The 21,260-nt window shown below is 58.6% G+C and carries 19 protein-coding genes; 9 read left to right on the top strand and 10 right to left on the bottom strand.

Going from position 1 to position 21,260, the window contains the following annotated elements:
* Window positions 1-17: 17 nt before the first annotated feature.
* Window positions 18-2,192, bottom strand: coding sequence for a hypothetical protein (locus tag VO84_RS11925; protein WP_058187822.1), 2,175 nt, complete (start codon window positions 2,190-2,192; stop codon window positions 18-20).
* Window positions 2,193-2,366: 174 nt separating this feature from the next.
* Window positions 2,367-3,269: a lipoyl synthase gene (lipA, locus tag VO84_RS11920; protein WP_058187821.1), complete on the bottom strand. Its 903-nt coding sequence runs from the start codon at window positions 3,267-3,269 to the stop codon at window positions 2,367-2,369.
* A gap of 189 nt (window positions 3,270-3,458) precedes the next feature.
* On the opposite strand from lipA, the gene VO84_RS11915 reads away from it, so the two are divergent.
* A complete protein-coding gene (locus VO84_RS11915) occupies window positions 3,459-4,307 on the top strand; it encodes a sugar phosphate isomerase/epimerase family protein (protein WP_231737895.1) in 849 nt (282 codons plus the stop codon).
* Here VO84_RS11915 and VO84_RS11910 read toward each other — a convergent pair.
* Complete coding sequence (locus VO84_RS11910; protein WP_058187819.1) at window positions 4,301-6,481, bottom strand: S53 family peptidase; 2,181 nt, start codon at window positions 6,479-6,481, stop codon at window positions 4,301-4,303. The two genes, VO84_RS11915 and VO84_RS11910, sit on opposite strands and share 7 nt — an antisense overlap.
* Window positions 6,482-6,708: 227 nt before the next feature.
* On the opposite strand from VO84_RS11910, the gene VO84_RS11905 reads away from it, so the two are divergent.
* The 3 genes from VO84_RS11905 to VO84_RS11895 all read left to right on the top strand — a co-directional run bounded on the left by VO84_RS11905 (window position 6,709) and on the right by VO84_RS11895 (window position 8,550).
* Entirely contained in the window at window positions 6,709-7,893 is a 1,185-nt protein-coding gene (locus tag VO84_RS11905; RefSeq protein ID WP_058187818.1) for a pyridoxal phosphate-dependent aminotransferase, read from the top strand.
* A 97-nt stretch (window positions 7,894-7,990) separates the two neighbouring features.
* Complete coding sequence (locus VO84_RS11900) at window positions 7,991-8,185, top strand: type II toxin-antitoxin system VapB family antitoxin (protein WP_058188735.1); 195 nt, start codon at window positions 7,991-7,993, stop codon at window positions 8,183-8,185.
* A complete protein-coding gene (locus VO84_RS11895) occupies window positions 8,182-8,550 on the top strand; it encodes a PIN domain-containing protein (RefSeq protein ID WP_058187817.1) in 369 nt (122 codons plus the stop codon). The genes VO84_RS11900 and VO84_RS11895 overlap by 4 nt, the downstream gene beginning before the upstream one ends.
* Before the next feature lie 12 nt (window positions 8,551-8,562).
* On the opposite strand, the gene VO84_RS11890 is transcribed toward VO84_RS11895, so the two are convergent.
* A complete protein-coding gene (locus VO84_RS11890; RefSeq protein ID WP_157439846.1) occupies window positions 8,563-11,073 on the bottom strand; it encodes a hypothetical protein in 2,511 nt (836 codons plus the stop codon).
* Window positions 11,074-11,561: 488 nt separating this feature from the next.
* Here VO84_RS11890 and VO84_RS11885 point away from each other — a divergent pair, with 488 nt between their 5' ends.
* Window positions 11,562-12,281 (top strand): hypothetical protein, encoded by a 720-nt coding sequence (locus VO84_RS11885; RefSeq protein WP_058187815.1) that lies wholly within the window; start codon window positions 11,562-11,564, stop codon window positions 12,279-12,281.
* Complete coding sequence (locus VO84_RS11880; protein WP_058187814.1) at window positions 12,278-12,748, top strand: type II toxin-antitoxin system VapC family toxin; 471 nt, start codon at window positions 12,278-12,280, stop codon at window positions 12,746-12,748. The genes VO84_RS11885 and VO84_RS11880 overlap by 4 nt, the downstream gene beginning before the upstream one ends.
* Window positions 12,749-12,813: 65 nt before the next feature.
* On the opposite strand, the gene VO84_RS11875 is transcribed toward VO84_RS11880, so the two are convergent.
* Entirely contained in the window at window positions 12,814-13,842 is a 1,029-nt protein-coding gene (locus VO84_RS11875; RefSeq protein ID WP_058187813.1) for an aldo/keto reductase, read from the bottom strand.
* Window positions 13,843-13,924: 82 nt separating this feature from the next.
* A complete protein-coding gene (locus VO84_RS11870; RefSeq protein WP_058187812.1) occupies window positions 13,925-14,428 on the bottom strand; it encodes a hypothetical protein in 504 nt (167 codons plus the stop codon).
* 389 nt (window positions 14,429-14,817) lie between these two features.
* Between VO84_RS11870 and VO84_RS11865 the strand changes: the two genes are divergently transcribed.
* The 3 genes from VO84_RS11865 (at window position 14,818) to VO84_RS11855 (ending at window position 18,156) form a co-directional block, all read left to right on the top strand.
* Complete coding sequence (locus VO84_RS11865) at window positions 14,818-15,672, top strand: PEGA domain-containing protein (RefSeq protein WP_058187811.1); 855 nt, start codon at window positions 14,818-14,820, stop codon at window positions 15,670-15,672.
* Window positions 15,673-15,720: 48 nt separating this feature from the next.
* On the top strand, window positions 15,721-16,755 hold the full coding sequence (locus VO84_RS11860; RefSeq protein ID WP_157439845.1) for a hypothetical protein: 1,035 nt from the start codon (window positions 15,721-15,723) through the stop codon (window positions 16,753-16,755).
* Between the two features lie 72 nt (window positions 16,756-16,827).
* Complete coding sequence (locus VO84_RS11855) at window positions 16,828-18,156, top strand: PQQ-dependent sugar dehydrogenase (protein WP_058187809.1); 1,329 nt, start codon at window positions 16,828-16,830, stop codon at window positions 18,154-18,156.
* An 85-nt stretch (window positions 18,157-18,241) separates the two neighbouring features.
* On the opposite strand, the gene VO84_RS11850 is transcribed toward VO84_RS11855, so the two are convergent.
* The 4 genes from VO84_RS11850 to VO84_RS11835 form a co-directional block, all read right to left on the bottom strand.
* Window positions 18,242-18,499, bottom strand: a complete 258-nt coding sequence (locus VO84_RS11850) for a type II toxin-antitoxin system VapC family toxin (RefSeq protein WP_058187808.1) — start codon at window positions 18,497-18,499, stop codon at window positions 18,242-18,244.
* A 145-nt stretch (window positions 18,500-18,644) separates the two neighbouring features.
* Window positions 18,645-18,920 carry a hypothetical protein gene (locus VO84_RS11845; RefSeq protein ID WP_058187807.1) on the bottom strand — a complete coding sequence of 92 codons (276 nt, stop codon included), beginning with the start codon at window positions 18,918-18,920 and terminating at the stop codon, window positions 18,645-18,647.
* A 26-nt stretch (window positions 18,921-18,946) separates the two neighbouring features.
* On the bottom strand, window positions 18,947-20,101 hold the full coding sequence (locus tag VO84_RS11840) for a glycoside hydrolase family 5 protein (protein WP_058187806.1): 1,155 nt from the start codon (window positions 20,099-20,101) through the stop codon (window positions 18,947-18,949).
* A 73-nt stretch (window positions 20,102-20,174) separates the two neighbouring features.
* Complete coding sequence (locus VO84_RS11835; RefSeq protein WP_082661924.1) at window positions 20,175-21,152, bottom strand: peptidoglycan DD-metalloendopeptidase family protein; 978 nt, start codon at window positions 21,150-21,152, stop codon at window positions 20,175-20,177.
* Window positions 21,153-21,260 lie beyond the last annotated feature (108 nt).

Genomic DNA, 21,260 nt, shown 5'->3' with positions numbered 1-21,260 from the left:
CTTTTTATTGTCCGCGCTTATGCGTAGGTCTTTGTGATGCTTGCGTAGGTGATCGTGACTGACTTGCTTAGGGGCGTTGCTGCGCTGAAGATTGTCATGAGTCCCAGCGCATCGTCAAACAATGGCGCTTTTTGAATGGCGTTCTGGAGCTGGCTTGCAAAGGTCTTGCGTTTGCTCAGGAATCCGGCGTCGTGTAGTGGATAGATGCCCGGATTTTGCGTGAGATATTGCAGTACGCTCTGAAGCGCCATGGCTGTGGAATGCATGGCAGATGCCCAGTAGACGACGTGCAGCGTCCACGTGAAGGAAACCACCGCCCACTGCGGAGGGTTGGCCAGATCGACCCCGAGAATCTGATAGAAGTGCTGGGATGAGCCTGCATCGAGGAGCTGCGGCCACACCGTTGGGTTGTTCATGCCGGCGATAAACTGCGGGCTCAGTCCGAGGCCCGGTGTATTCAGCAGAGCATTGCGGCCGACCTGCTGATAGTCCGCGATGCTGCGCGGATTTTGAGCTGCATCGAGAAAGAGACTTCTGCCGGAGGCACCGTCGTAGCCCAATGATGCAAACAGAGATGCCGCCTGGCTGACGGAGTTAGACTGCAGCATCGCGGCCCAGTCGCCTGTGGCGTTGGCCTCACCGAGCTGCGTGGCGGTATCTACAAATAGCTGGAGATCGGCCTGATGCGCATGGCGCTTGTACGAAAAATAGTTGTAGCCAACCTTCAGCGTGGGAACAAAGTTGCCGAAGGAGGCCGAATAGCCGATGGTTGCAACGCAATCTTCTACATAGACCTTGCGCAGCTGATCACCTTTGACAAGCGGAGTGGCTGTTGCTGCCAGGCGCGTGAGGTGCGCGGTATCGGTGATGATGAGTTGCCCGTCCTCGGAGACCTTGGCGGACATGTCGAGCGTGGCATCGTTAACGGAAGCATGATCGAAGAGGCCGAGAAAGTTGAATGAGAAGGTATGTTTGACGTCCGTCGTTCGATCGAGGATGCTACCGGCTTTTGTGATGCCCGCAGGCAGGTCCGCGCCGCTCAGCAGGGCGGTGAGATCGCCGTTGAGCAAGTCTGACAGTGCGCTTTGGCCTGTCGAATCCAGAGCAGAGAGATCAAAATTCCAGGAGAACGCCGCCTGATCCGTGACCGAGGTATCGCACTCCGCGTCGATGGCAATGGAAAGCTTCGTTTCGACCGCTGCCTTATACGCATTCTGTACGTCCGTCGCCACCGAAGCCGGAACATGAGCCTTCAGCCATGCAGGATCGAGCTTTCCTGAATCGCCGAGAAGGCTGTAGATCTGCGCGACCACGTCGAATCCTCCGACGGTGACATCCGCAGCTGCGCCTACATTAAAGGAAACGTTGAAGCTGCTTCCCTGCTTCTTGTAATAACCGATCTGCACCACGGTGGCTGATTTCTTCCAGATGCGTGTTTCAATCTCACCGCTGAGCGTAAAACCCCCACCGATAGTCACGCTTGGTCCCGTGGTAACACTGATGGGCCCGTAGCTGGTGCTCACTCCTGGTGTTGCCGTGGGATTTACAGCGGCCAGAAAGTTGAGCTTCGCCTTGAATCCAATCGTGCCCTGAGCGTCATACGCAAATACAGATCCCACGGGGAATTTGTCTTTGTCGAGGAGGTCATCCTTCGAGGACGGGAGGGTAAACGCTCCGAACAACGTTTCAAGCGCGTTCCGCAGGGTGGGATAGGCTCCGTTCACGCCGGGGCCAAAGGGCAGATAGAGCTTTGCGCTTCCGGTAGCGGAACTGGACGGTGTAAAAGTGTAAGCGCCGTCCTTAGCGCTGCCTCCTGCCTTCACGCCAAGCTGAAATGAGAGCGCCAGGTAGTAGTTGCGCCCCATTTCGATTTTGGTTCCGAACTGATCGGTCTTGATGAGCGGGCATGAGGCTCCGCCAGCCGCGGGCTTGTAGAGATCGAGCTCTCCAGTGGGGCCGCCGCCCGCCGTGAATTTGGCCGTGCAGCCGGATAGAGAAAAAGGCGGCTCAAAATCAAAGCCTATTGAAAGGCAGTTGATCTGAACCTGGTCGAGCGTCTGGCTCAGCGCGCCGATTGCATCAGAGCGCAGAAAATGCATTTCCGATGCGGTGGTTTTTCCAAGAGCGGAGTCGTCCAGCACAGTCGCGTTGACGGAGGCTGACGAAATATCACTTAGCTTGATTGTGGCCATCTTTCCACCTTGCCCTTGCATTGCCGGAAGCCGGATTCTTACTTTCACGGAAAGATGATCAGCCTGCAAGTAAAAAATCAGCGAACACGGGAACCCAGATTACACCGCAGGCGCGGCATGTGCGGAGTTTCTTCAATGTAGATTGGCTACGCGTTGCTGAAGGACGTCGGAATTTTAGACGGTAACGGCGCTTTCGGCCTGTTCGTGCGCGTGATAGGAGCTGCGGACAAGGGGGCCGGATTCGACGTGGCGGAAGCCCATTTTTAGCGCTTCAGTCTTCAGCTCCGCAAACTCGCGCGGCGTGTAGAGACGCGCCATGGGCAGATGATCGCGCGAGGGACGCAGATACTGGCCGATGGTGAGGATGTCGCAGTGCGCGGCGGCGAGATCGCGGAAGACCTCAAGCAGCTCATGGGTTTCTTCGCCGAGACCGACCATGACGCCGGACTTGGTCAACCCAGTGGGCCTTAGCTCCTTGGAGTAGCGCAGCAGCTCAAGGGTGCGCTCGTATCGCGCGCCAGAGCGGACCACGCGGTAGAGGCGAGGCACGGTTTCAGTATTGTGGTTCAGTATCTCCGGGTGTGCTTCGACGACGATGCGAATGGCTTCGCGGTTGCCCTGAAAGTCGGGGATGAGAACCTCAACGCCGCAGCCGGGTGACTGGCGGCGGATTTCTTCAATGACCAGGGCGAAGGCGCGTGCGCCGCCGATAAGATCGTCATCACGATTGACGCTGGTGATGACGGCGAATTTCAGATTGAGAGCAGCGACTGCCTCGGCCACGCGGCGTGGCTCGTCCAGATCGATCGGCTCCGGCCTGCCTTTGGGCACGGCGCAAAAGCCGCAGCGGCGTGTGCAGAGATTGCCGAGCATCATGAAGGTGGCGGTACGATGGTTCCAGCACTCGCCGATGTTGGGGCACTGTGCACTTTCGCAAACGGTATGCAGGTTGAGCGAACGGGCCAGCTGCTTAAGGCTGTGATAGTTCTCGCCGAGCGGGGCGCGCGCCTTCAACCAGTCAGGCTTGGGCGCAGGCGTTCTGCGCACGGGCTGAATCTGCACCAGGTCAGTCTGCATTGGATTCGGGACCGGATTCGTGACGGGTTCCAGCACCTTTTTATTGTAGAGGCCGAATCCGCGGCTTGGATGGTTGCCTGTTGAGTAACCATGAACTTTAACTCGACACTACCTGTAAGTTATTCAAACAATGCGACAATAGGGAGTAGGGTTGGCCGGGTTTCCGCAGTTTGGCAGATTCGACCAGGGGTGTTCGATTTGATGTTGCGGGTTCTCTCCACGCACTTGTTTCTGAATCAGCGCCTGCATCCGGGGCTGTTGGAGCTGGCTGAGCGCGCAGGCGCGCAGGCGGTGGAGATTTTTGCCGCCCGCCAGCATTTCGACTATACGAGCCGCGATCATGTGATGGAGCTTGCCACCTGGTTCCGCTCGAATCCCCTGGAGCCGTTCTCCATGCACGCGCCGCTCTTTCCTGACCGCGAGATGGGCCGCGCCGGTGCTCCGGCTGTGAATGTTCTGCATCCGGACAAGGCGCGCCGCATTGACGCAATGGACGAGATCAAGCGTGCGCTTGAATCCGCGGAGCACATTCCGCTGCGTCACCTGGTGGTGCATCTGGGTGAGCGCACGGATATGTGGTCGCCGCGCTCGATTGAGTATGCGATGACTGCGCTGGAGCATCTGGGAGCATTTGCGCGGCCGCTAGGCGTGAAAGTTCTGGTGGAAAACCTGATGAGCGAGCCGACCACGCCGGAACACCTGGTGACGATTCTCGATCTTGGGCACCTGGATTCAGTGGGCGTATGCCTGGACCTGGGCCACGCGCATGCGACCGTTGGCCTTGACGAGGCTGTTTCCACCCTTAGCAAGCGGATTGTATCCACGCACGTGCATGATAACCACGGCGTGCGCGATGAGCATCTGTGGCCGGGAGATGGCACGATCGACTGGGCAAAGACCGCCGGAATGCTGCAGTCATTGCCAGCGCTTCCGGCGACCGTGCTTGAGATCAGCTATTCGCTCAACGACGAGCCTGCGTCGATTCCGGAGAAGATCAAGGCAGGCTTTGAAAAGCTGACGGGTGCAACCGCTCACTGAGCGGTGTGAACTCCTCCGAAGACTGGTCTTGCCTGGCCCCTGAGGATAGGTTCGTCGATCGCGAGGGAGAGTTGCTGCGTAGCGATGACTCCATCGCCTTGCGCCTGAACGGTAACCTGATACGATCCCGCGGACGCATTGGGTCCGGCGGCGAAGGTCAGCGCTACGGTTCCCGCGCTCGGCAGCTGAGTCTGGCTTAAGGACGCGGTTACGCCTTGGGGCAGACCAGTTACGCTGAGTGCGATGTTGCCGGTGAACGACCCGCCCGTTGCCACCGTGACGTTAAAAGTAGAGCTTGTGTTGATCAGAACCGTGACGAAGCGGGTCTGTGCCGCAACAGTGAGTGTTGGCGGCGGAGGCGGAGGCGCTCCCCAGTTCGATACGAGCAGATCGGCATCGACGGAGCCCAATCCGGTGGCAAGGTTATAGGTATCTCCATTGGCAGAGTAGCCCTGCAGGCGAGGAACATCGTTGTTTCCCGAGGGCGTTGGGTGAAAGAAATTCTGCGATGTGCCGGAGGTGGATTCGGCGAGCGAATAGAGGACCGGATTCGCATTGCCCTGGCTTTCGCCCTTTGACTGCACAACAAGCGCCATGAGGGCGGCGAAGGATGGCGTCGATGCCGAGGTTCCGCTGACGATCCATTCAATTCCGTCCTCTACGATGATGTATCCATCATGGCCGGCAGCGGTGAGCGAGACATCCGGCACGGCGCGCATGCCGTTTACTGCTGCCGCGCCATTCACTGCCTGCTGCCAGGACGGTTGCGGATAGACAGTACTGATGCCGCCTCCACTGGCCCAGAGGCCTGTGCCTCCATTGACAGCACTTTCATTCCATACGGTTTCAGGAATGTAGCCGAGCGCGGAGACGTTGCCTGCCGAGTTTGTGGTGGACCAGTACTGGTTGGGGTTTAATCCTTCTGAAAATTCCGTTCCGCCGACGCACGTGGCATATGGCGAAGAGCACAGGCCGTTGACCGCAGGCTGGGTTCCCTCTTGAGCGGAGCCAAGATCACAGCCGGACACACCCGAGTCTCCAGAGGCGACAAAGACACTCATACCCTGTGCCGCAGCCTGCTGCCAGAGACTGTTGTAGAAGGTGAGTTCCGATGCGCCCATATCCTGCTCGCAGGAGGTGAAGCTGAGACTGACAACCGGCGCGACAGCATTGTTGACGATGTATGCGGAGGCAAGGTCGACACCGTCGGTTGTGGCCGTGGACTCCTCAGAGACGAGCGTTACTTTGGCGGCGGGAGCGATGGCGCCGGCCCATTCGACATCGAGCGTGGCTTCGGCCTGGTCGCCGGGCGAGGGAAAGAAATTGCCGTCAGGCAGCACTACCGTGGGCTTATTAGCAGCCAGCGCTGCGGCGTCGCGGAAGGCAGCCACGTCAGAGGTGAGGATATTACTGCGGCCTGCAATGGCGATAGATACGCCTGCTCCCGTGGTTCCGCTGGCGTAAAGCGGGTTGATATCGTAGATTGCCGCCAGGTCGCCGGGGAAAACGTAGTGCGATTCGTCAAGGTTCCACTGCGGGCGCGCGGTAAGCTGCTTGTGCATCTGGATCGCTGATTGGCGGCGCAGATTATTCAGCGAGACCACGCCGGCGACAAAGCCGGAGAGAGATGCGGGAATCTCGGGCGCGACCACATTGGTAATATGTTCGCCGTTAGCAGATACGAAGCGATGAATGGGTGAGTGAAATGCTTCCTCAACCTGCCAGGCATTGCCGGAGAAGTAAATGAGGCCGCGGCCTGCGGGAATTTCATCTACCCTAAAGCCGTTCGCGCGGAGCCACGCAGAGGCTTTCGCGAGGTTTGCCGCGCTGGCGCCGAAGCGTGCACCGAACTGCGCGGGCGTGAGCCACTGGTGATACTGCTGCGAGTGTGGATCCTGCTGCGCCGCGAGCAGAGTGTTCAGGTCTGCCTGCTGGCCAGCCGTGGGCTTCATGAGCAGAATCATGCGGTCGAGCCGCGTCTCGCCAGCGAGGAGCCCTAGATCTCGACCGAGGCCAAGCCTGACTGGGAGCACCGCGGGCTGAGGGTCAGGCCGCATGACGGCGAGCCGTTGAGGAGCAGCCTGGGAGACAACCAAGGAAACGGAAAAAAATGCAAAAAAGACTGTTACCGCGAGCGCAAAGGCTCCGGTGGGGGAGAATCTCTGGTTATTCAAAGTGAGTTCTCTTCCTTTCGGGAGAGTTTCTTGCGGCACTTATTGAGTTAGATGCACGCCGCGGCCGTTCTTAACTACTTCTAATGTAGCCACGATCGGGAAAACATGAGTGGAAAACTGCATGGGTCCCCGTCACGGGGGTACTTAAAAGGCGTTACAGACGTCCAGAAACGGTACACAATATAGCCATATTGTGCTAACGATAAGATGTAGCTGGAGCGCCTTTCATGAGTGAAACGATTGCGCCTGTTGTATCACGGCTCTACCTAAGTCAGCTTGCGCCCGGAGCGGTGCAGTCCGAGATCCGCGCGATGAGCTTGGCTTGCGACGCGATGGGTGGTATTAACCTGGCGCAGGGTATCTGCGACACGCCGGTTCCGGCTGTGGTGGAAGAAGCTGCGATTGCGGCAATCCGCGAGGGGCATAACATTTACACGCGGCTGGACGGGATTGGCCGGCTGCGTACGGCGATTGCCGTCAAGCAGGAGCGAGACTACGGGCTGAGCTATGACCCGGAGAGCGAGGTCCTTGTAGCGTCCGGCGCAACGGCCGGGTTGCATGCCGCGGTGATGGCGCTATTGAATCCGGGCGACGAGGTCCTGCTCTTTGAGCCGTTTTACGGCTATCATGTGGCGACCCTGAAGTCGATGCGCGTGAAGCCAGTTTTCGTACCGCTGGCCGATGGTGACTTTGCGCTGGATGTGGACGCGCTGAAAGCTGCCGTGACGGCGAAGACTCGGGCCATCATTCTGAATACGCCGGCAAATCCGAGCGGCAAGGTATTTACGCTCGCCGAGACCGAAGCGGTGGCAGAAGTATGCCTCGAACACGACCTGTTTCTCTTTACCGATGAGATTTACGAATACTTTGTCTATGACAGGCAGCGGCACATAGCTCCGGCTACGCTGCCGGAGATGAGAGAGCGGACGATTGTTATCTCCGGCTTCTCGAAGACCTTTTCGGTGACGGGCTGGAGGCTTGGGTATGTAACGGCACCGGCGCAGTGGATGGGCGCAATGTCGTACTTCCACGATCTGACGTATGTCTGCGCGGCGTCAGCGCTGCAGCATGGAGCGGCGGCGGGGCTTGAACAGCTTCCGCCGAGTTTCTATACGCAGATTGCAGCGGATCACCAGTCGAAGCGGGAGCGGATTGTGTCAGCTCTACGGGATGCGGGTATGACGCCGAGCGTTCCGGCGGGCGCTTATTATGTGCTGGCGGATGCGGCCAATCTTCCGGGTGCGACGGCTGCCGAGAAGGCTCGCGAGCTGCTGAAGGCGACAGGAGTAGCGGCAGTGGCAGGCAGTGCGTTCTTCTCCAAAGGACGTGGCGAAAACCTGCTGCGGTTCTGCTTTGCGAAGAAAGACGTTGACCTGGACGAGGCCTGCGCGCGGCTGCGGCAGTTACGCTGAAAAACTCAACAATATTCCTGCGACGTACTGCGACACTCTCGTAGAGGCACGAATTTAAGCATCAAACTGATGCTATTATATGCATACAGGGGTTTCCATGCGTACAACGATCGCACTCGACGACGAACTGATGCAGCAGGCCGAGCGTTACACCGGCATCAAGGAAAAGGCTGCCTTGGTAAGAGAGGCTCTTACGCGGCTGGTACGAAACGAAGCGGCACGGCGGCTGGCGGCTCTTGGAGGAAGTGATCCGGCAGCGGAAGCCGCGCCACGACGCAAGGCGGAAGAATGATCCTGGTTGATACCTCGGTCTGGATTGACCATTTGCGAAAACCCGAAGTGCCGCTACAAAATCTGCTTCAAAACGATGAAGTTGCCACACATCCGCTCATTCGATTAGAGCTGGCCTTGGGTTCAATCGCCCGCAGAGAACAAGTACTGGATGACTTGACCCTGTTACACCAGGTTCCGGTATCGGATACTGATGAATTGTTTGCTCTGGTGGAACTTCGGAAGCTCTTCCGAAGAGGAATCGGTATCACGGACCTTCATCTGATAGCTTCGGCTCTTCTGGACAAGTCCATATCGATTTGGACCAGAGACCGGCGGCTCGGTGAGTTGGCTGACGAACTTGGCGTTCGCGCTGCAATTTCCTAAGACTGTTCCGAACTATTCCGGCTTTTGCTGGGTGTCAGCCGGATTGAGCGTCTGGACTGGGGCCGAAGCTGCGGCTGGGCCTGGCGGTGTAGGCTGGCCGGCGGCGGTCTGGGTTCCGGGCGGCGCTAAAGTGACGGGGAGCGTCAGGGTTTGTACGGTCCCGGGATCGTCGCGGAGCTTAAGAAAGAGCTGGCCGTTGACCGGGTGGGGCACGATGAGCTGGCCGCTGGTAAAGTCCGGAGGAACCTCGACTCCGGCCGAGAGATCCTGCGTAGCTCCGATGGTCTGGGCCAGGAAGAGATTGTTGCCGGTCAGCGTGCATGGTTTGGCCGTGGAGCGCGGGCAACGCAGTTCCTTGAAAGCAGGTATGCGGACCAGTGTGCCGAGCGGCATCCACTCGCCGGGTACACCATCGGCTGAGATGGCGCGGGCGCGCAGAGGGCCAAAGGCCGAGGGGCCGAATTTGGCAAGCGGATCGATGGTCCCGAGAGCTGTGCGGGCGTCTTCGAGGACCAGAGAACCGTCGGAGATAGAAAGCATGGTGTGGAAGCTGTCGTCTGCCGCCGCGACCTCCACGTTCTCATTACGTGGAAAGCTCTGCGGGATCTCCGACTTGAGGAAGAAGACGAGCTTGGCATCGAGAGCGAAGTCTTCTGCGCTACCCAGATGGACCGGGATTGAGCCGTCCACCTGCGAGCCTTTATTAAGCAGGCTCACGTGGGGACGGGATGAACGCACCGTAACCGGAACCTTCAGCTCGCGTCCATCGCGGAGCTTCACTTTAGCGCTGTAGCTGCCGGTAGTTGAGAGCCGACCCGTGTCTGCGTCGGTTTTGAGCGTGAGCCGATCAAAGTCTTCCACGCGTGCCAGGCCGTCGGGAGTCCAGGCAATGTTTTCAAATTCGGCTTTTGCCACCTCGTCGAGGCGAGTTCCCTTGAGCGTGGCCGTGCGATCGCCAATTGAAAGAGTGAGCCGGTCAAGCGATGCGGCTTCGGCGTACGAGTTCACGGAGACTGTATCGGGCTTGTCGGTTCCGAACTGGTGAATTTCAAGGGTTACCTGGCCCGGAGACGCCTTTTCAAGCGGCACGGAGACCTCAAGCTGGTCTGAACCGGAAGACTTGAAATGAACAATCTTCGAGGAGTTCGGCCCTTCGCGAAGCGCCACGCTGAAGACGCATTGTGCAGTCTCGCCCTGAATATGCAGCTTGTCCTCGCGGCCTACGACGAGCGCGGACTGGTCGGCGGGAGCCACTTGCCATTTGCCGGAGACAGCTGTGACGAGGCGGAAGCGCGGACCTTCCCAGTCATCGAAGCCCCATTTGCCGTGCAGCGATGCGGTAAAGGAGCCGACAGGCAATGCGGGTAGAGAGCCGGTCAGAATCAGGCCGCCGCGAGTGGACTCAGCCCGGACCGGCAAATCCGTATAGGGCTGCGAACTCTCGATATGCAATTTAAGATCATGCGCCATATCCGTGCCGAAGATCAGCGGCGCGTTGTCGATGGGCAGAGCGAGATCGGGTTTCTCGATGCACTGGGCGTCCATAGAGTTGATATCGCGCACCGGTGGCGGCTTGGATGGGCCGATGGGCGGCAGGGCTACTACTACGACGGATTTGGGATCCCGGAAGGAAGGCGGAACGTTGAGCCGGAGATTCATGGTGTCTTTCGTCGGCAGCGAAAGAGCGGGGATGTACTGAAAGTGCGCGGTATGGAGCGAAGAAAGAATCCTGACCGTATCGATGATGGCGCCGATGTACGGGCTGTACAGGCCTGCGCCGCCCATATTGGAATAGCTGAGCTGATTCATCAGGTCGGCGGTGGAACCGTTGGCGATCTGCGTAACCAGGGACTGTGCGTTGGCGTCGTCGAGCACCACGCCTTCCGTATGCTGGGTAAGGCAGGTGGCCTGCTGATCGACGGGGCGATCGAAGCACTGCTGATCGAGCTTGATGCCCAGCGAGCGAGCCGACAACTGCATGCGGTCCTTCAGGTCTTTGGCGTCAATCTGGTTGGTCTCGCGGACGTCGTCCAGATAAGTATCGAGGCGCATGCGCTCCCAGCTTGCAAAGACGAGGTCCTGTGCGGCGCGAACGAAAATTCCTGGCCGGTCGTGGACGGCCTTGCGGAGCGTGGTGAAGTCGCCTCCGGTCTCCGGGGCGAGAAACAGGAGTGCCTGCTCGGCCCCATCTGGCACCGTAATAAAGACTCCTTCGCTGCGTACCTTCGGATTCCAGGTCTCCACACGAGTGAACCAGTCATTGGGCGGCTGATTCGTGACTCCGCGCAGAAAAGCGACGACAAGCACGAAATGATTGAGCTGGGTCTCGGGCAGATCGGCATGGACCCAGAGCCGGTCGCCGGGAAGCAGGTTGGGAGTTTGGGCAATCGGAAGCGTTATGTCGCCCCGCTTCACGCGGAGATCGACTTTTGGTCCGACCAGGTCGAAGGCGGGGTTGTCCGCATGGACGAACCGGGGCGAAAGTAGAAGAAGCCCGGCTATCAGCAACAGACAGCGACGCATAGTGCTATTGTACGAGGGATTGACAGGACGGGGCAGCCGAGGAGACCGGAAACAAGAGCAGGAGCGTTCCACAGGATGGAAATTTGGCAGATTTCTGACTGGGTTAGATAGAAATCAGGTTACAATCCCAATCAAACACCGAATCCTGGCAGTGTGTTGATACGTCCATTCCAGTAGGCAATGAAGGTGGACGTGCTTCGAGGGTGTCGGTCTTTATGAAATTCATATACACTACCGGGGTAGTTTCAGGAACAACTTTAGGTAAACCCTATCTTGACCTTATTTAAGTTAAGGTCCTTTTCTCAGATATACCGGCACATAAGAACGCTCGCAACGGCATGGAGCAGCCGGGGGGCCATCGGGGCAGGTTGCGCAGCCACAAGCAACGCTCTATGAGACAGGGCACACATATAACAGACAGCCGGCCGCCAGGCCGTGCGTTGGAATTCTTGCGAGAAGAATAGTTAAGCGGATACGGAGAGTCAGTGATGAAGCCGAGCAGGGCATATCAGGCCAATGTAGATGTAAGTAGTTTAAGCATTCCGGATGCAGAGGAGATGATCGAGGAAGCGCTGGCTGAGCTTGGGTACTCGCAGGATCCTGGTTTGTCCCGTGCGCTGCATTTTCTGGCGCCGCCGGGCTACCAGGCAATTGTGGAATTGTGCAGCGAAAGCGGGCGGAGCAAGCGCCGCAACGCTTCGGCGGAATCGTGGTCGCCGGAAGAAGATGAGCTGCGAATTTACTTTGAGCGCGTGGATGGGGAAGAGGCTCCTGTAAGGCCGACCCGGGCAACCGTGCCTGTGCATGAAGTGCATTACCAGGATGATGACGGCGAAGACGAGATGATTTTGCCGGCTGACATGGACGGCCGCGTGAAGGAGCTGTGCGGAGCACTGGCAGAGGCGGAGCGCGGCGGACATGCGTTTATTGCGCTGAAGTGGTTTCGCGATTCGTTTCTGCCGCGCAAGAGCTTCCGGTGGAACCAGAGCCCGGAGATGCGGCAGACGATACTGGCCGAGGCGATTCAGCGTGGCGTGGTGCTGACAAGCAAGATTGCCAACCCGAAGACGCCGGCCTATCCGACGACAACGATCCGGCTGAATCGCTCTGAAGCAGGGATTCCGGAGGAGGCGCACCGCTTCCACCCGGTTTCAGTCCAAGGTGAGACGCTGACCGCAGTGATGGACGAAGAACGAGGCGCTCTGTGACCTGCTATTTTCTGGAAGCCACGGCCTTTGCCAAGCTGTTTGTGCGGGAGCCTGGCACTGAGGCGCTGATCCGGCTGGTGGAGTCCGTGGAGGACAACCGCAAGCTGATCGCCGCCTCGACGCCGTTGGAGGTGTATGCGGCCATCCGGCGGCGTGAGCGCACCGGCGGCATCAGCCATGAAGACGCGGGCGCAGCGCTCGAAAGCCTGCGGACAGAGGCGGCGCGGACAGTGCAGGAGCCGCTGAACCCGGCTGTCTTGGAGGCGGCGCGGCAGCTGCTGGATAAAAGCGCTTTGCGCTGGCCCGATGCGCTGCAGATTGCCGCTGCACAGGTGACGCGGGAGATGTTTCCGGGCACGGAGATTGTGTTTGTAACGGCTTCAGCACAGATGCTGGAAGCTGCCCGGACTGAGGGCTTTAAAGTCGTGGACCCGGTTGCGGAAGGTGCGCTGGACGGGGCAATATAAGCCGGACTGATTGGAAAATTAAAGGCCCGCCTCTTGCAGGCGGGCCTCAGTTTTTATAGTAGCTTTTACACAACTGGCGGATTGCGCTGGGTATTGTTGTTGCGCTGCCACCAGTAGGGGTAAGCAGGCACGACGGCGGAGGCAGCGTCGAGTTTGGCAACCTGTTCCGGCGTGAGGTTCCAGCCGATTGCGCCGAGGTTCTGCTTGAGCTGCTCCTCATTACGCGCACCCAGGATGATGGAGCTGACCGTGGGCCGCTGGAGGAGCCAGTTGAGCGAGATCTGCGGAACGGATTTGCCGGTTTCCTTTGCGACCTCGTCGATGGCGTCGACAACGTTGTAGAGATACTCCTCGGGAATGGTGGGGCCGGCCTGGGCGGTTTTATGCAGGCGGCTCTCGTCGGGGATCTTTGCGCCGCGGCGGAGCTTGCCGGTCAGACGGCCCCAGCCAAGCGGGCTCCAGATGAGCGCGCCGACCTTCTGGTCGAGGCCGAGCGGCATCAGCTCCCACTCATAGTCGCGGCCGACGAGTGAGTAGTAGACCTGATGGGCGACGAAGCGCGTCCAGCCATATTTTTCCGCCACGGCGAGAGACTTCATCAACTGCCAGCCGGTGAAGTTGGAAGCGGCGATGTAGCGAACCTTGCCCTCGCGGACGAATGTGTTCAGCGTGTCCTGCACTTCTTCGATCGGCGTGAGCGCGTCAAAGCCGTGCATGTGGTAGATGTCGATGTGCTCCGTGTTAAGGCGGCGGAGCGAGTCTTCGAGCGCGCGACGCAGGTGGTAACGCGAGGAGCCAGCGTCATTCGGTCCTGTACCCGTCGGAAAGAAGGCTTTCGTGGAGATGAGGACCTGGTCGCGGCGGCCTTCGAGAGCCTTGCCGAGGATAGTTTCCGATGCGCCGTCCGAATAGCCGTTGGCCGTGTCGAAGAGATTGATGCCGGCTTCGAGGCAGATATCGACGATCTTCGTTGCTTCGGCAACGTCTGTGTTGCCCCATGCGCGGAAGAACTCATTGGTGCCGCCAAAAGTGGCAGCGCCAAAGCTGAGAATTGAGACCTTGAGGCCGGAGCCTCCAAGAAGACGATATTCCATGGCTGCTTGGATGCTGGAGGTGGCCCGCGGATGCAGGAAAGACGTGGTGTTACAGCACGGTCTAAGAGCGCGGCCGGGCTCGTTAGATACCCGATCCTTCCCCCAGTAATTCCGGAGAGATGAGAATATTTGCCTCGTACAGGAGCCGGTGTACGGCGGCGACGGCGGTGGATGGTGCAAAGTCGGGCTGGGAAACGTCAAGAAGGATGGATTGATCTGCCGTGTGCGCGGTGAGCACGGCATCCTGCTGCGTGCGGACCAGCAGCGTGAGCAGGCCGGCGCGGGTTTGCAGCGTGGTGATGGTATCCAGAAGCTGCGGATGCAGAGCGAACTCGCAGTTTTCTACATCAATGCGTACGGTGGCCGCGCCCGCCAGCAGGAGCGAGCGCTCGATGGCATAGGTGAGCACAGCAGGGCCGGACAATTCCAGCACCCCGCCGCGATGACGCCAGCGCGCCTGACGCTCGATCGATGTGACCGGACCCGGCGCGGTCTTTCCGCCGCCGGCATCGGCAATTGGCTCGCTGGATTGGGATAAAGATGCGTTTTTTGTATTTGCTGGGACGAGTTGTTCTGCGAGCGGCATTCGGGCCTCCATGAAGTTTTGCGGATGGATGGAGGCTGAACACACACGAAGAATCGCACAGCCTCAGGCAGCTACGCGGGTGTCATTCTTCAGGAGTCGATTGTTCCGGAATTGCTTTCCAGAGGGAAATCGGAGACTAGAGGGGCCACCCGCCGAAGTGGTTCGACCGACAACATGCGCGGGATGGATAAAGGCGGGACATACGACAAAGATATGGTAGCAAATGCGGGAAAAGGGACAAAGCGATCGCAGAGGCAGTCGTTATAGATAAATAACGACGGACATAAATGTTTTGCCAGATATTCGTTGCAAATTGCGCTGATTCGTTCAATCATTTCTGCACACCTCTGGGCCTAATTCCTGTGCTCTGAAAGTCCTAAGGAGAAGTCATGCGTTCACTCTTAGTTGTCGTATTTTTTTCTTGCTCCATTGCCTTGGCACAACAAGCTATTCCTGCACCAAGCACGCCCACGCTTGCAACGGAGCAAGCACAGGCGCAGGCCCCAGCAGGACTGCCCCAGCATCATACTCTTCTCGACGGTATGCCGATCAAGCTTCGCATAAGCCAATCGATCTCATCGGCTGATGCAAAAGTCGGACAGGAAATTCCGTTTGAAGTCATCGAAGACGTAAAGGTAGATGACATTGTTGTGCTGCCGAAAGGCGCAACCGCGATCGGCACTGTGACTGACGCCAACCCGAAGAGAAGCATGGGGCGCGCCGGAAAGCTCAACATCAGCATTAGCTATGCCCGGCTTTCCGATCAGGAAAAGGTAGCCCTGAGAGCAATGAAAGATACCAAGGGCGGCGGACATGTGGGCGCTATGACAGGCGCTATGGTCGCCACATCCATCGTTTTCTTTCCAGCGGCGCCGCTATTTCTCTTCATACATGGAAAAGACATTACGATTCCACAGGGAACGGAGATCACCGCCTTTGTTCAGGGAGATATGCACCTGGATATGTCGCGCTTCGGTGCAGCCCCGCTGGCGTCAGTCGGAGCTGTTGCCGCCCCCATTAGCCAGGCAAGTCTGATCATTGAATCTGCCCCGCCCGGCGCGGATATTGAGATCGACGGAGCTTTTGTGGGCAACACTCCCTCTACGGTATCTGTCGCTCCCGGCACGCATGAGATAACTGTTAAAAAGAAGGGGTTCACTGACTGGGACAGGAAGTTGAATGTCACCGGCGGGAGCGTACACCTGGACGCGGAACTCACTGCTACAACCGTCCCCGCGCAATAGGCCCCGAATGTTAGCTTTATTCCTGATGGCTGCTTACGGCTCAAAGGAATGAATAGACGCACGCGCAGAACACTTCTGGCAGTGGCCGCGGTATTGCTTTTGCTTGCGCTGGCCATCTTTCTGCGCTCCAAAGCTCCGCCGGAGGCTGCGCGACTGCTGCCCGAGGCCGACGGCATTCTGTATGTGAATCTGCAGCCGATGCGCGCCTTTCTGCGCCGCGACCGGCACGGTGATCTGAAACCGCCGACGCACGATCCCGAGTATCAGCAGTTCATTGACGCCACGGGTATTGACTGGGAGCAGGATCTGGACCAAGTGGCGGTGGCGCTGCATCGTATGGATGATCCGCGCGGGCCGAACGGCCCTGTGGCGTATTCCATGGTGCTGGTGGGCAAACTCACCGGGCCGAAGCTGAAAAGCTGGCTTGAGAGCCATGCGGCGGCACAGGAGGCCTACGCAGGCCACACGATCTACAGCATCCCTTCCGAGGGCCGCACAGTGCGCGTAACGCAGATTGGCTATGACATGATGGCGGTGTCGAATTATCCGACGGCTGAGAAGATTCACTCGATGATTGACCGGCACCGCACCGCAGCACTGCCTTTTGCCAACTCAACGCTGCTGGCTGCGCACTACCATGACGTGCCGCTGCTCTCGCTGGCGTGGGGCGTGGGGGAGATAGGGTTGCCGTTTAACGAAAGCGGCACGATTCATGTGCTGGGCTTCGAGCTGCCGCTGGCCTCAGACTCGACGATTGTTGCCAGCGTGACACCGGGGCTGCCGCCTGGGTTGTCGATTTCGTCGGGACTGCTGCACTTGCGCGTGGAAGAGATTGCGCCGACGGAAACCGTTGCGGCCAGGCAGTATGCGGATTTGAAGCAGCTTGTGGATGTGGCCGGCATCTTGACCGCTCCCCTGGGTGAGACGCCGGCCAACCGCGGCCTGAAGGAGCTGCTCAAAACCGCGCAGGTAAGCCAGGATCGGACGCGCGTAGTAGTAAAGGCAACACTGACTCAATCTGCATTGTCGGCCTTTGCCGCAGAAGATGCGGCATCTCCGGCACAAGGGAGCGCATCGAAGTAACAGATTTTCGCTGACTTCCTTGCAGCTCCGCTCGTCCTTACAACGTAGGCAAAAACTATCGCGAGGTTTTTCATGCGCCACTATCGTGTGCTTTCTGCTCTTGCTACAGCCGCTGTTGTGTTCACAGGCAGCGCAATCGCTCAGAACCAGACCGTGCTTACCGGCCAGGCCGCATTTACAGATGCGCAGCATGAGTCGCCCGGAACTCGCCGGCACCTGACCACCGCGGACCTGCCCGGACCTGCGCCCGAGCAGTCAGTGGACAATGGGCCGAAGGTTGTTCCACGCGCGAATGATGCGTGGCCCAAGGCTCCGGCGGGCTTTAAGGTGGAGCTCTATGCTACAGACCTGGACAATCCGCGTCTGATCCGCACCGCACCCAATGGCGACATTTTTCTGGCCGAGAGCGAGACGGGCAAGATCGTGATCTTTCGCGGCGTGGGCACGGATGGAAAAGCTCTGACGACGACAGTCTTCGCCACGGGGCTGCATCAGCCTTTCGGAATTGCGTTTTATCCGCTGGGGCCGAATCCGGAATATCTCTATGTCGGCGATACCGACCAGATTGTGCGCTTTCCGTATCACAATGGCGACCTGAAGGCGACGGGCGAGATGGTGAACATTGCCGAGCTGCCCGGCGGCGGCAGGCTGCGCGGAGGCGGCCACTGGACTCGCGATGTGGTCTTTTCCAAGGACGGAACGAAGCTCTTTGCCTCCGTTGGATCGCACTCCAACGTGGATGATGCGGACACGCATCCTGAGGAAACGCACCGCGCCGATGTGCTGCAGTTTACGCCGACGGGCAGCTTCGTAAAGGTGTACGCCAGCGGCATACGCAACTGCGTGGGTGAGGCGATTAACCCTACGACCGGCGAGCTGTGGTGCTCGACGAATGAACGCGATGGCCTCGGGAACAATCTTGTGCCGGATTATGTGACGCATGTGCAGGAAGACGGCTTCTACGGCTGGCCCTGGTTCTATTACCACGGAATCGCCGGCCAAGCTGGAGGCGGACTACAGGACCCGCGCCATCCAGGCAAGCATCCAGAGCTGCAGTCGAAGGTGATTACGCCGGACATTCTGGTGAACCCGCATTTTGCTTCCCTCGAGATGCTGTTTTACGAAGGACAGCAGTTCCCGAAGGAGTATCGCGGAGATGGCTTTGCCGCCGAGCACGGCTCATGGAATCGCGCGCAGCGTTCAGGCTATGAGGTGGTCCGGCTGCCGATGAAGAACGGCCACGCGACAGGCGAGTACGAGGACTTTCTCACCGGCTTTGTGAACGCGGACGGCACGGTGTGGGGACGCCCCGTAGGCGTGACGGTGGCCAAGGATGGATCACTGTTTGTGTCGGATGACGGCTCACGCTCGATCTGGCATGTGAGCTATACAGGAAAGTAAGCGTAATCAACCCTATCTGCAAATCCGACATTGCCCACGTCTCGCTTTAGAGACGTGGGCAATGTCTATCTATCAAGAAAAAAACCTAAAGCTGCACAATCTCAAGACCGGGAATCAAACGAAAATGACGAAGATTGACGGTCGCTACCGCATATCCATACTCCAAAGCAGTAACTCCGATCAGTAAGTCAGCGAAAGGGATGGTTATGCCCTGAGCGCGTTGTTGGCCATCAATCTTCCCGGCCAGCAAGGCTGTCTCTCTGGAGTAAGAGACCACTTCCATATCAGCTAGAAGATCTTCAAGAAATCGCTCATGATTCTGGCGCTGAGCAGGATTTGTCACGGATAAATAGCATGGACAAGCTCAGTGAGCCCCACCGCTGAAAGCGCAACCCTTTGGTCACCGGCCGTTGAGACAATTCGCTGAATTAATTGCGGTACGGCTTCGCGTTGGCGCTCAGCAGCTATAACGATGCTGGAGTCAAGTATCAGTCCCATGGATTTTCGAGCGGCTCAGGATGGCTGGCGACAACAGCCTCCAGATCGCGAGCGAAACTGCCATCGAGCACCGCCGAAGAACCACGCGCCTCGGCAGCTGCGAGGATTTCGGAGAGCAGACGGCCTGGAGCAGGATCGGCTGGACGAACAACAGCCACGGCGCTAGCTTCGTTCTCGATAACCACCTCCGCACCTGAGCGAACGCGTGCCATAAGTCCGGCGAAGTCGCGGGCAGCCTCAGCCTCCGAAATGTGGATCGTTGCCATACCTAAAATGATACTCCGATTCTGGTTTATTCAGCCTGCTTCTTCAGCCCCAACGCTTCCACCGTTCCCGGATCGACGACCGACTTGCCATTCGCATCCTTTACTGCGACGCCGAAGCCGTTGTGGTAATCCCACATCGTCCAGCCGATCGAGTTTGCTTCGAGCGCGGTGCGAACGTCGTGAATCCAGCGCAGGCGGTCTGCCGGCTCGACGACTTGGCGGAAGACGCCGAACTCGTTGCAGATGAGCGGCACGTTATTGGCACGCGCCCATTCACCAGCTGAGTCGATCATGAGCCGGATGTGGTGCGCGTCCCAATGATCGAACCAGTAGCTTTTGACCCGGTAGCGGGAAACTGCGTCGGGAATCTGCTTCAAACGATCCTCCATCACTGCCTCATCCGACGGATATGGGATCTTCTTCTCCCAGGTCCAGTAGAGCGATCCCCACGTTGCTCCCTGATGCGTGAACTCGTGCGGATCGTAGTAATGAAAGTTGTAGATCACGTTGCCGTCGGCCAGCGGCTCCACGGCGAGCAGATCCTGGATGTCGCTCCAGTTGGCGCCGGTGGCAATAATGGTTTGCTTGGGCGCGGACTCGCGGATGGCGGCTGCAACGCGAGCCTGGATGCCTGCCCAACGGTAGGGATCATTGACCTCAGGCTCGTTCTCCACTTCGAAGAAAACGCGCTCGGGATCGCGGTCAGCGTAGTGCGCGGCCAGCCGCCGCCAGACTGCGACAAAGCGGTCCACTCCGTCTCCGGTGGTCTTCACAGCCAGCTTGAAAGGCGGCTCGGGATGAATGTCGAGCTCGACGGCCATGCCATTGGCAAGGATGGTATCGACAGCTTTGTCGAGCCGGGTGAGGAAATCGCTATGGCCCGCCATTGACTGCTCAAGCGGTGTCGGATCGACGCTGACACGTACGTTATCGAAGCCGAGCTTCGCCATGATGGCAATATCGTCCGGCGTTGTCTCCGTGTCGGTGTGGTGCGCTGAGTAGTCGGAGGCATGCTGCGCGAACCAGATGGAAGCATTGATGCCATGACGGAGGTGCTGCGCGCGCGCAAAGGCGATCTTCACATCTGCTTCGCGCGTTTGGGCAAGCGCAGATAGGGTGGCGAGCAGAAGAATAGCGCAAAGAATGGCGCGAGGATCGCAATAAGCGCGCAGAAAACGCATCTGGAGAAGCTCCCGAATACAGGAATTGAATTCGGGATAACGATACTATGCCGGACTGATTCGCCGCGCCGAGCTAGCGGCCAGAAGCCTTGGATGCCGAAGCCGTTGTGGCATCGGCCAGCTGCTCGAAGGTATCCCGCAGGTACTTATGCGGATTCACCGGCACATCATGCACGCGCACTTCATAGTGAAGGTGCGGGCCGGTGGAGCGGCCTGACTGGCCGACATAACCGATGACCTGACCGCGTGAAACATGCTCGCCTTCCACCACAGCGATGGATGAGAGATGTCCGTAGAGAGTTTCGAGACTATGGCCGTGATCAATGGTGATCTCGCGCCCGTAGCCTGTGCCGAAACCGGCCTTGGTGATGTCGCCATCCGCGGTAGCGCGCACAGTCGTGCCGTAAGGTGCAGCAATATCGATGCCGGAATGGAACGCGCCTTCGCCGTTGAACGGGTCCTGGCGCTCGCCGAAGCTCGAAGTCACTTTGCCTTCTGTAGGCCATAGCGAGGGCGCATCAGAATACTGTGTCCAGTCGCCCGCGAAGCTCGGTGTCAGGCCGCTTGAAAGCGCGCGGGATATGCGACCGCTCATGGCGTCGTTACGCAGCGCATAGAGCTGGTCGATCGAAAGCTTCACGTTCTGAGGGCTTGGGTCTTCCGAGACGGCCAGCGTCGCCGGCGTTGGCGCGGCAGCGGCCTTGGCGGCATTTACGTGTGCGGAAGCGTGGTTCTGGCGCAGGCCGTAGAGCGCGGTGACTTCATTAGCAAGCGCACCCAGCGAGGCCACCTGCACATCCTTGTCGTGCGCAATGCGGGCCATCTGCTGATAATTTTTGCGGAGGGTTTCGCGCTCCTCGCGGACCTGGTTGTAACTCTCGGTCTTGAGCAACATGCGGGTGTAGGACCCGGCGAGACCGGCAATGGTAAATGCGCCAACGACTGCTGCAGCTACAAACCCGTACGCATAATGCAGAGGGATCGGAATCTTGCGGACCCGGCCATCTTCATCCCGTGCAACAAAGAGAATGTAGTAGCGTTTACGAAACATCGTTGACCCACACATCCTTCCCGTACGCTTTTAAGCTTGCCAGCGGGGGAAAATCGCAAATTACCGTCCTGAATGTAAGACGAAACTGCAGCGTCTATTGTCGAGCCG

The organism is Occallatibacter gabretensis (assembly GCF_001449115.1).
GTDB classification, from domain to species: domain Bacteria; phylum Acidobacteriota; class Terriglobia; order Terriglobales; family Acidobacteriaceae; genus Telmatobacter; species Telmatobacter gabretensis.
The sequence above is the reverse complement of the archived record's forward strand: the minus strand, read 5'-3'. Positions and strand labels throughout refer to the sequence as shown.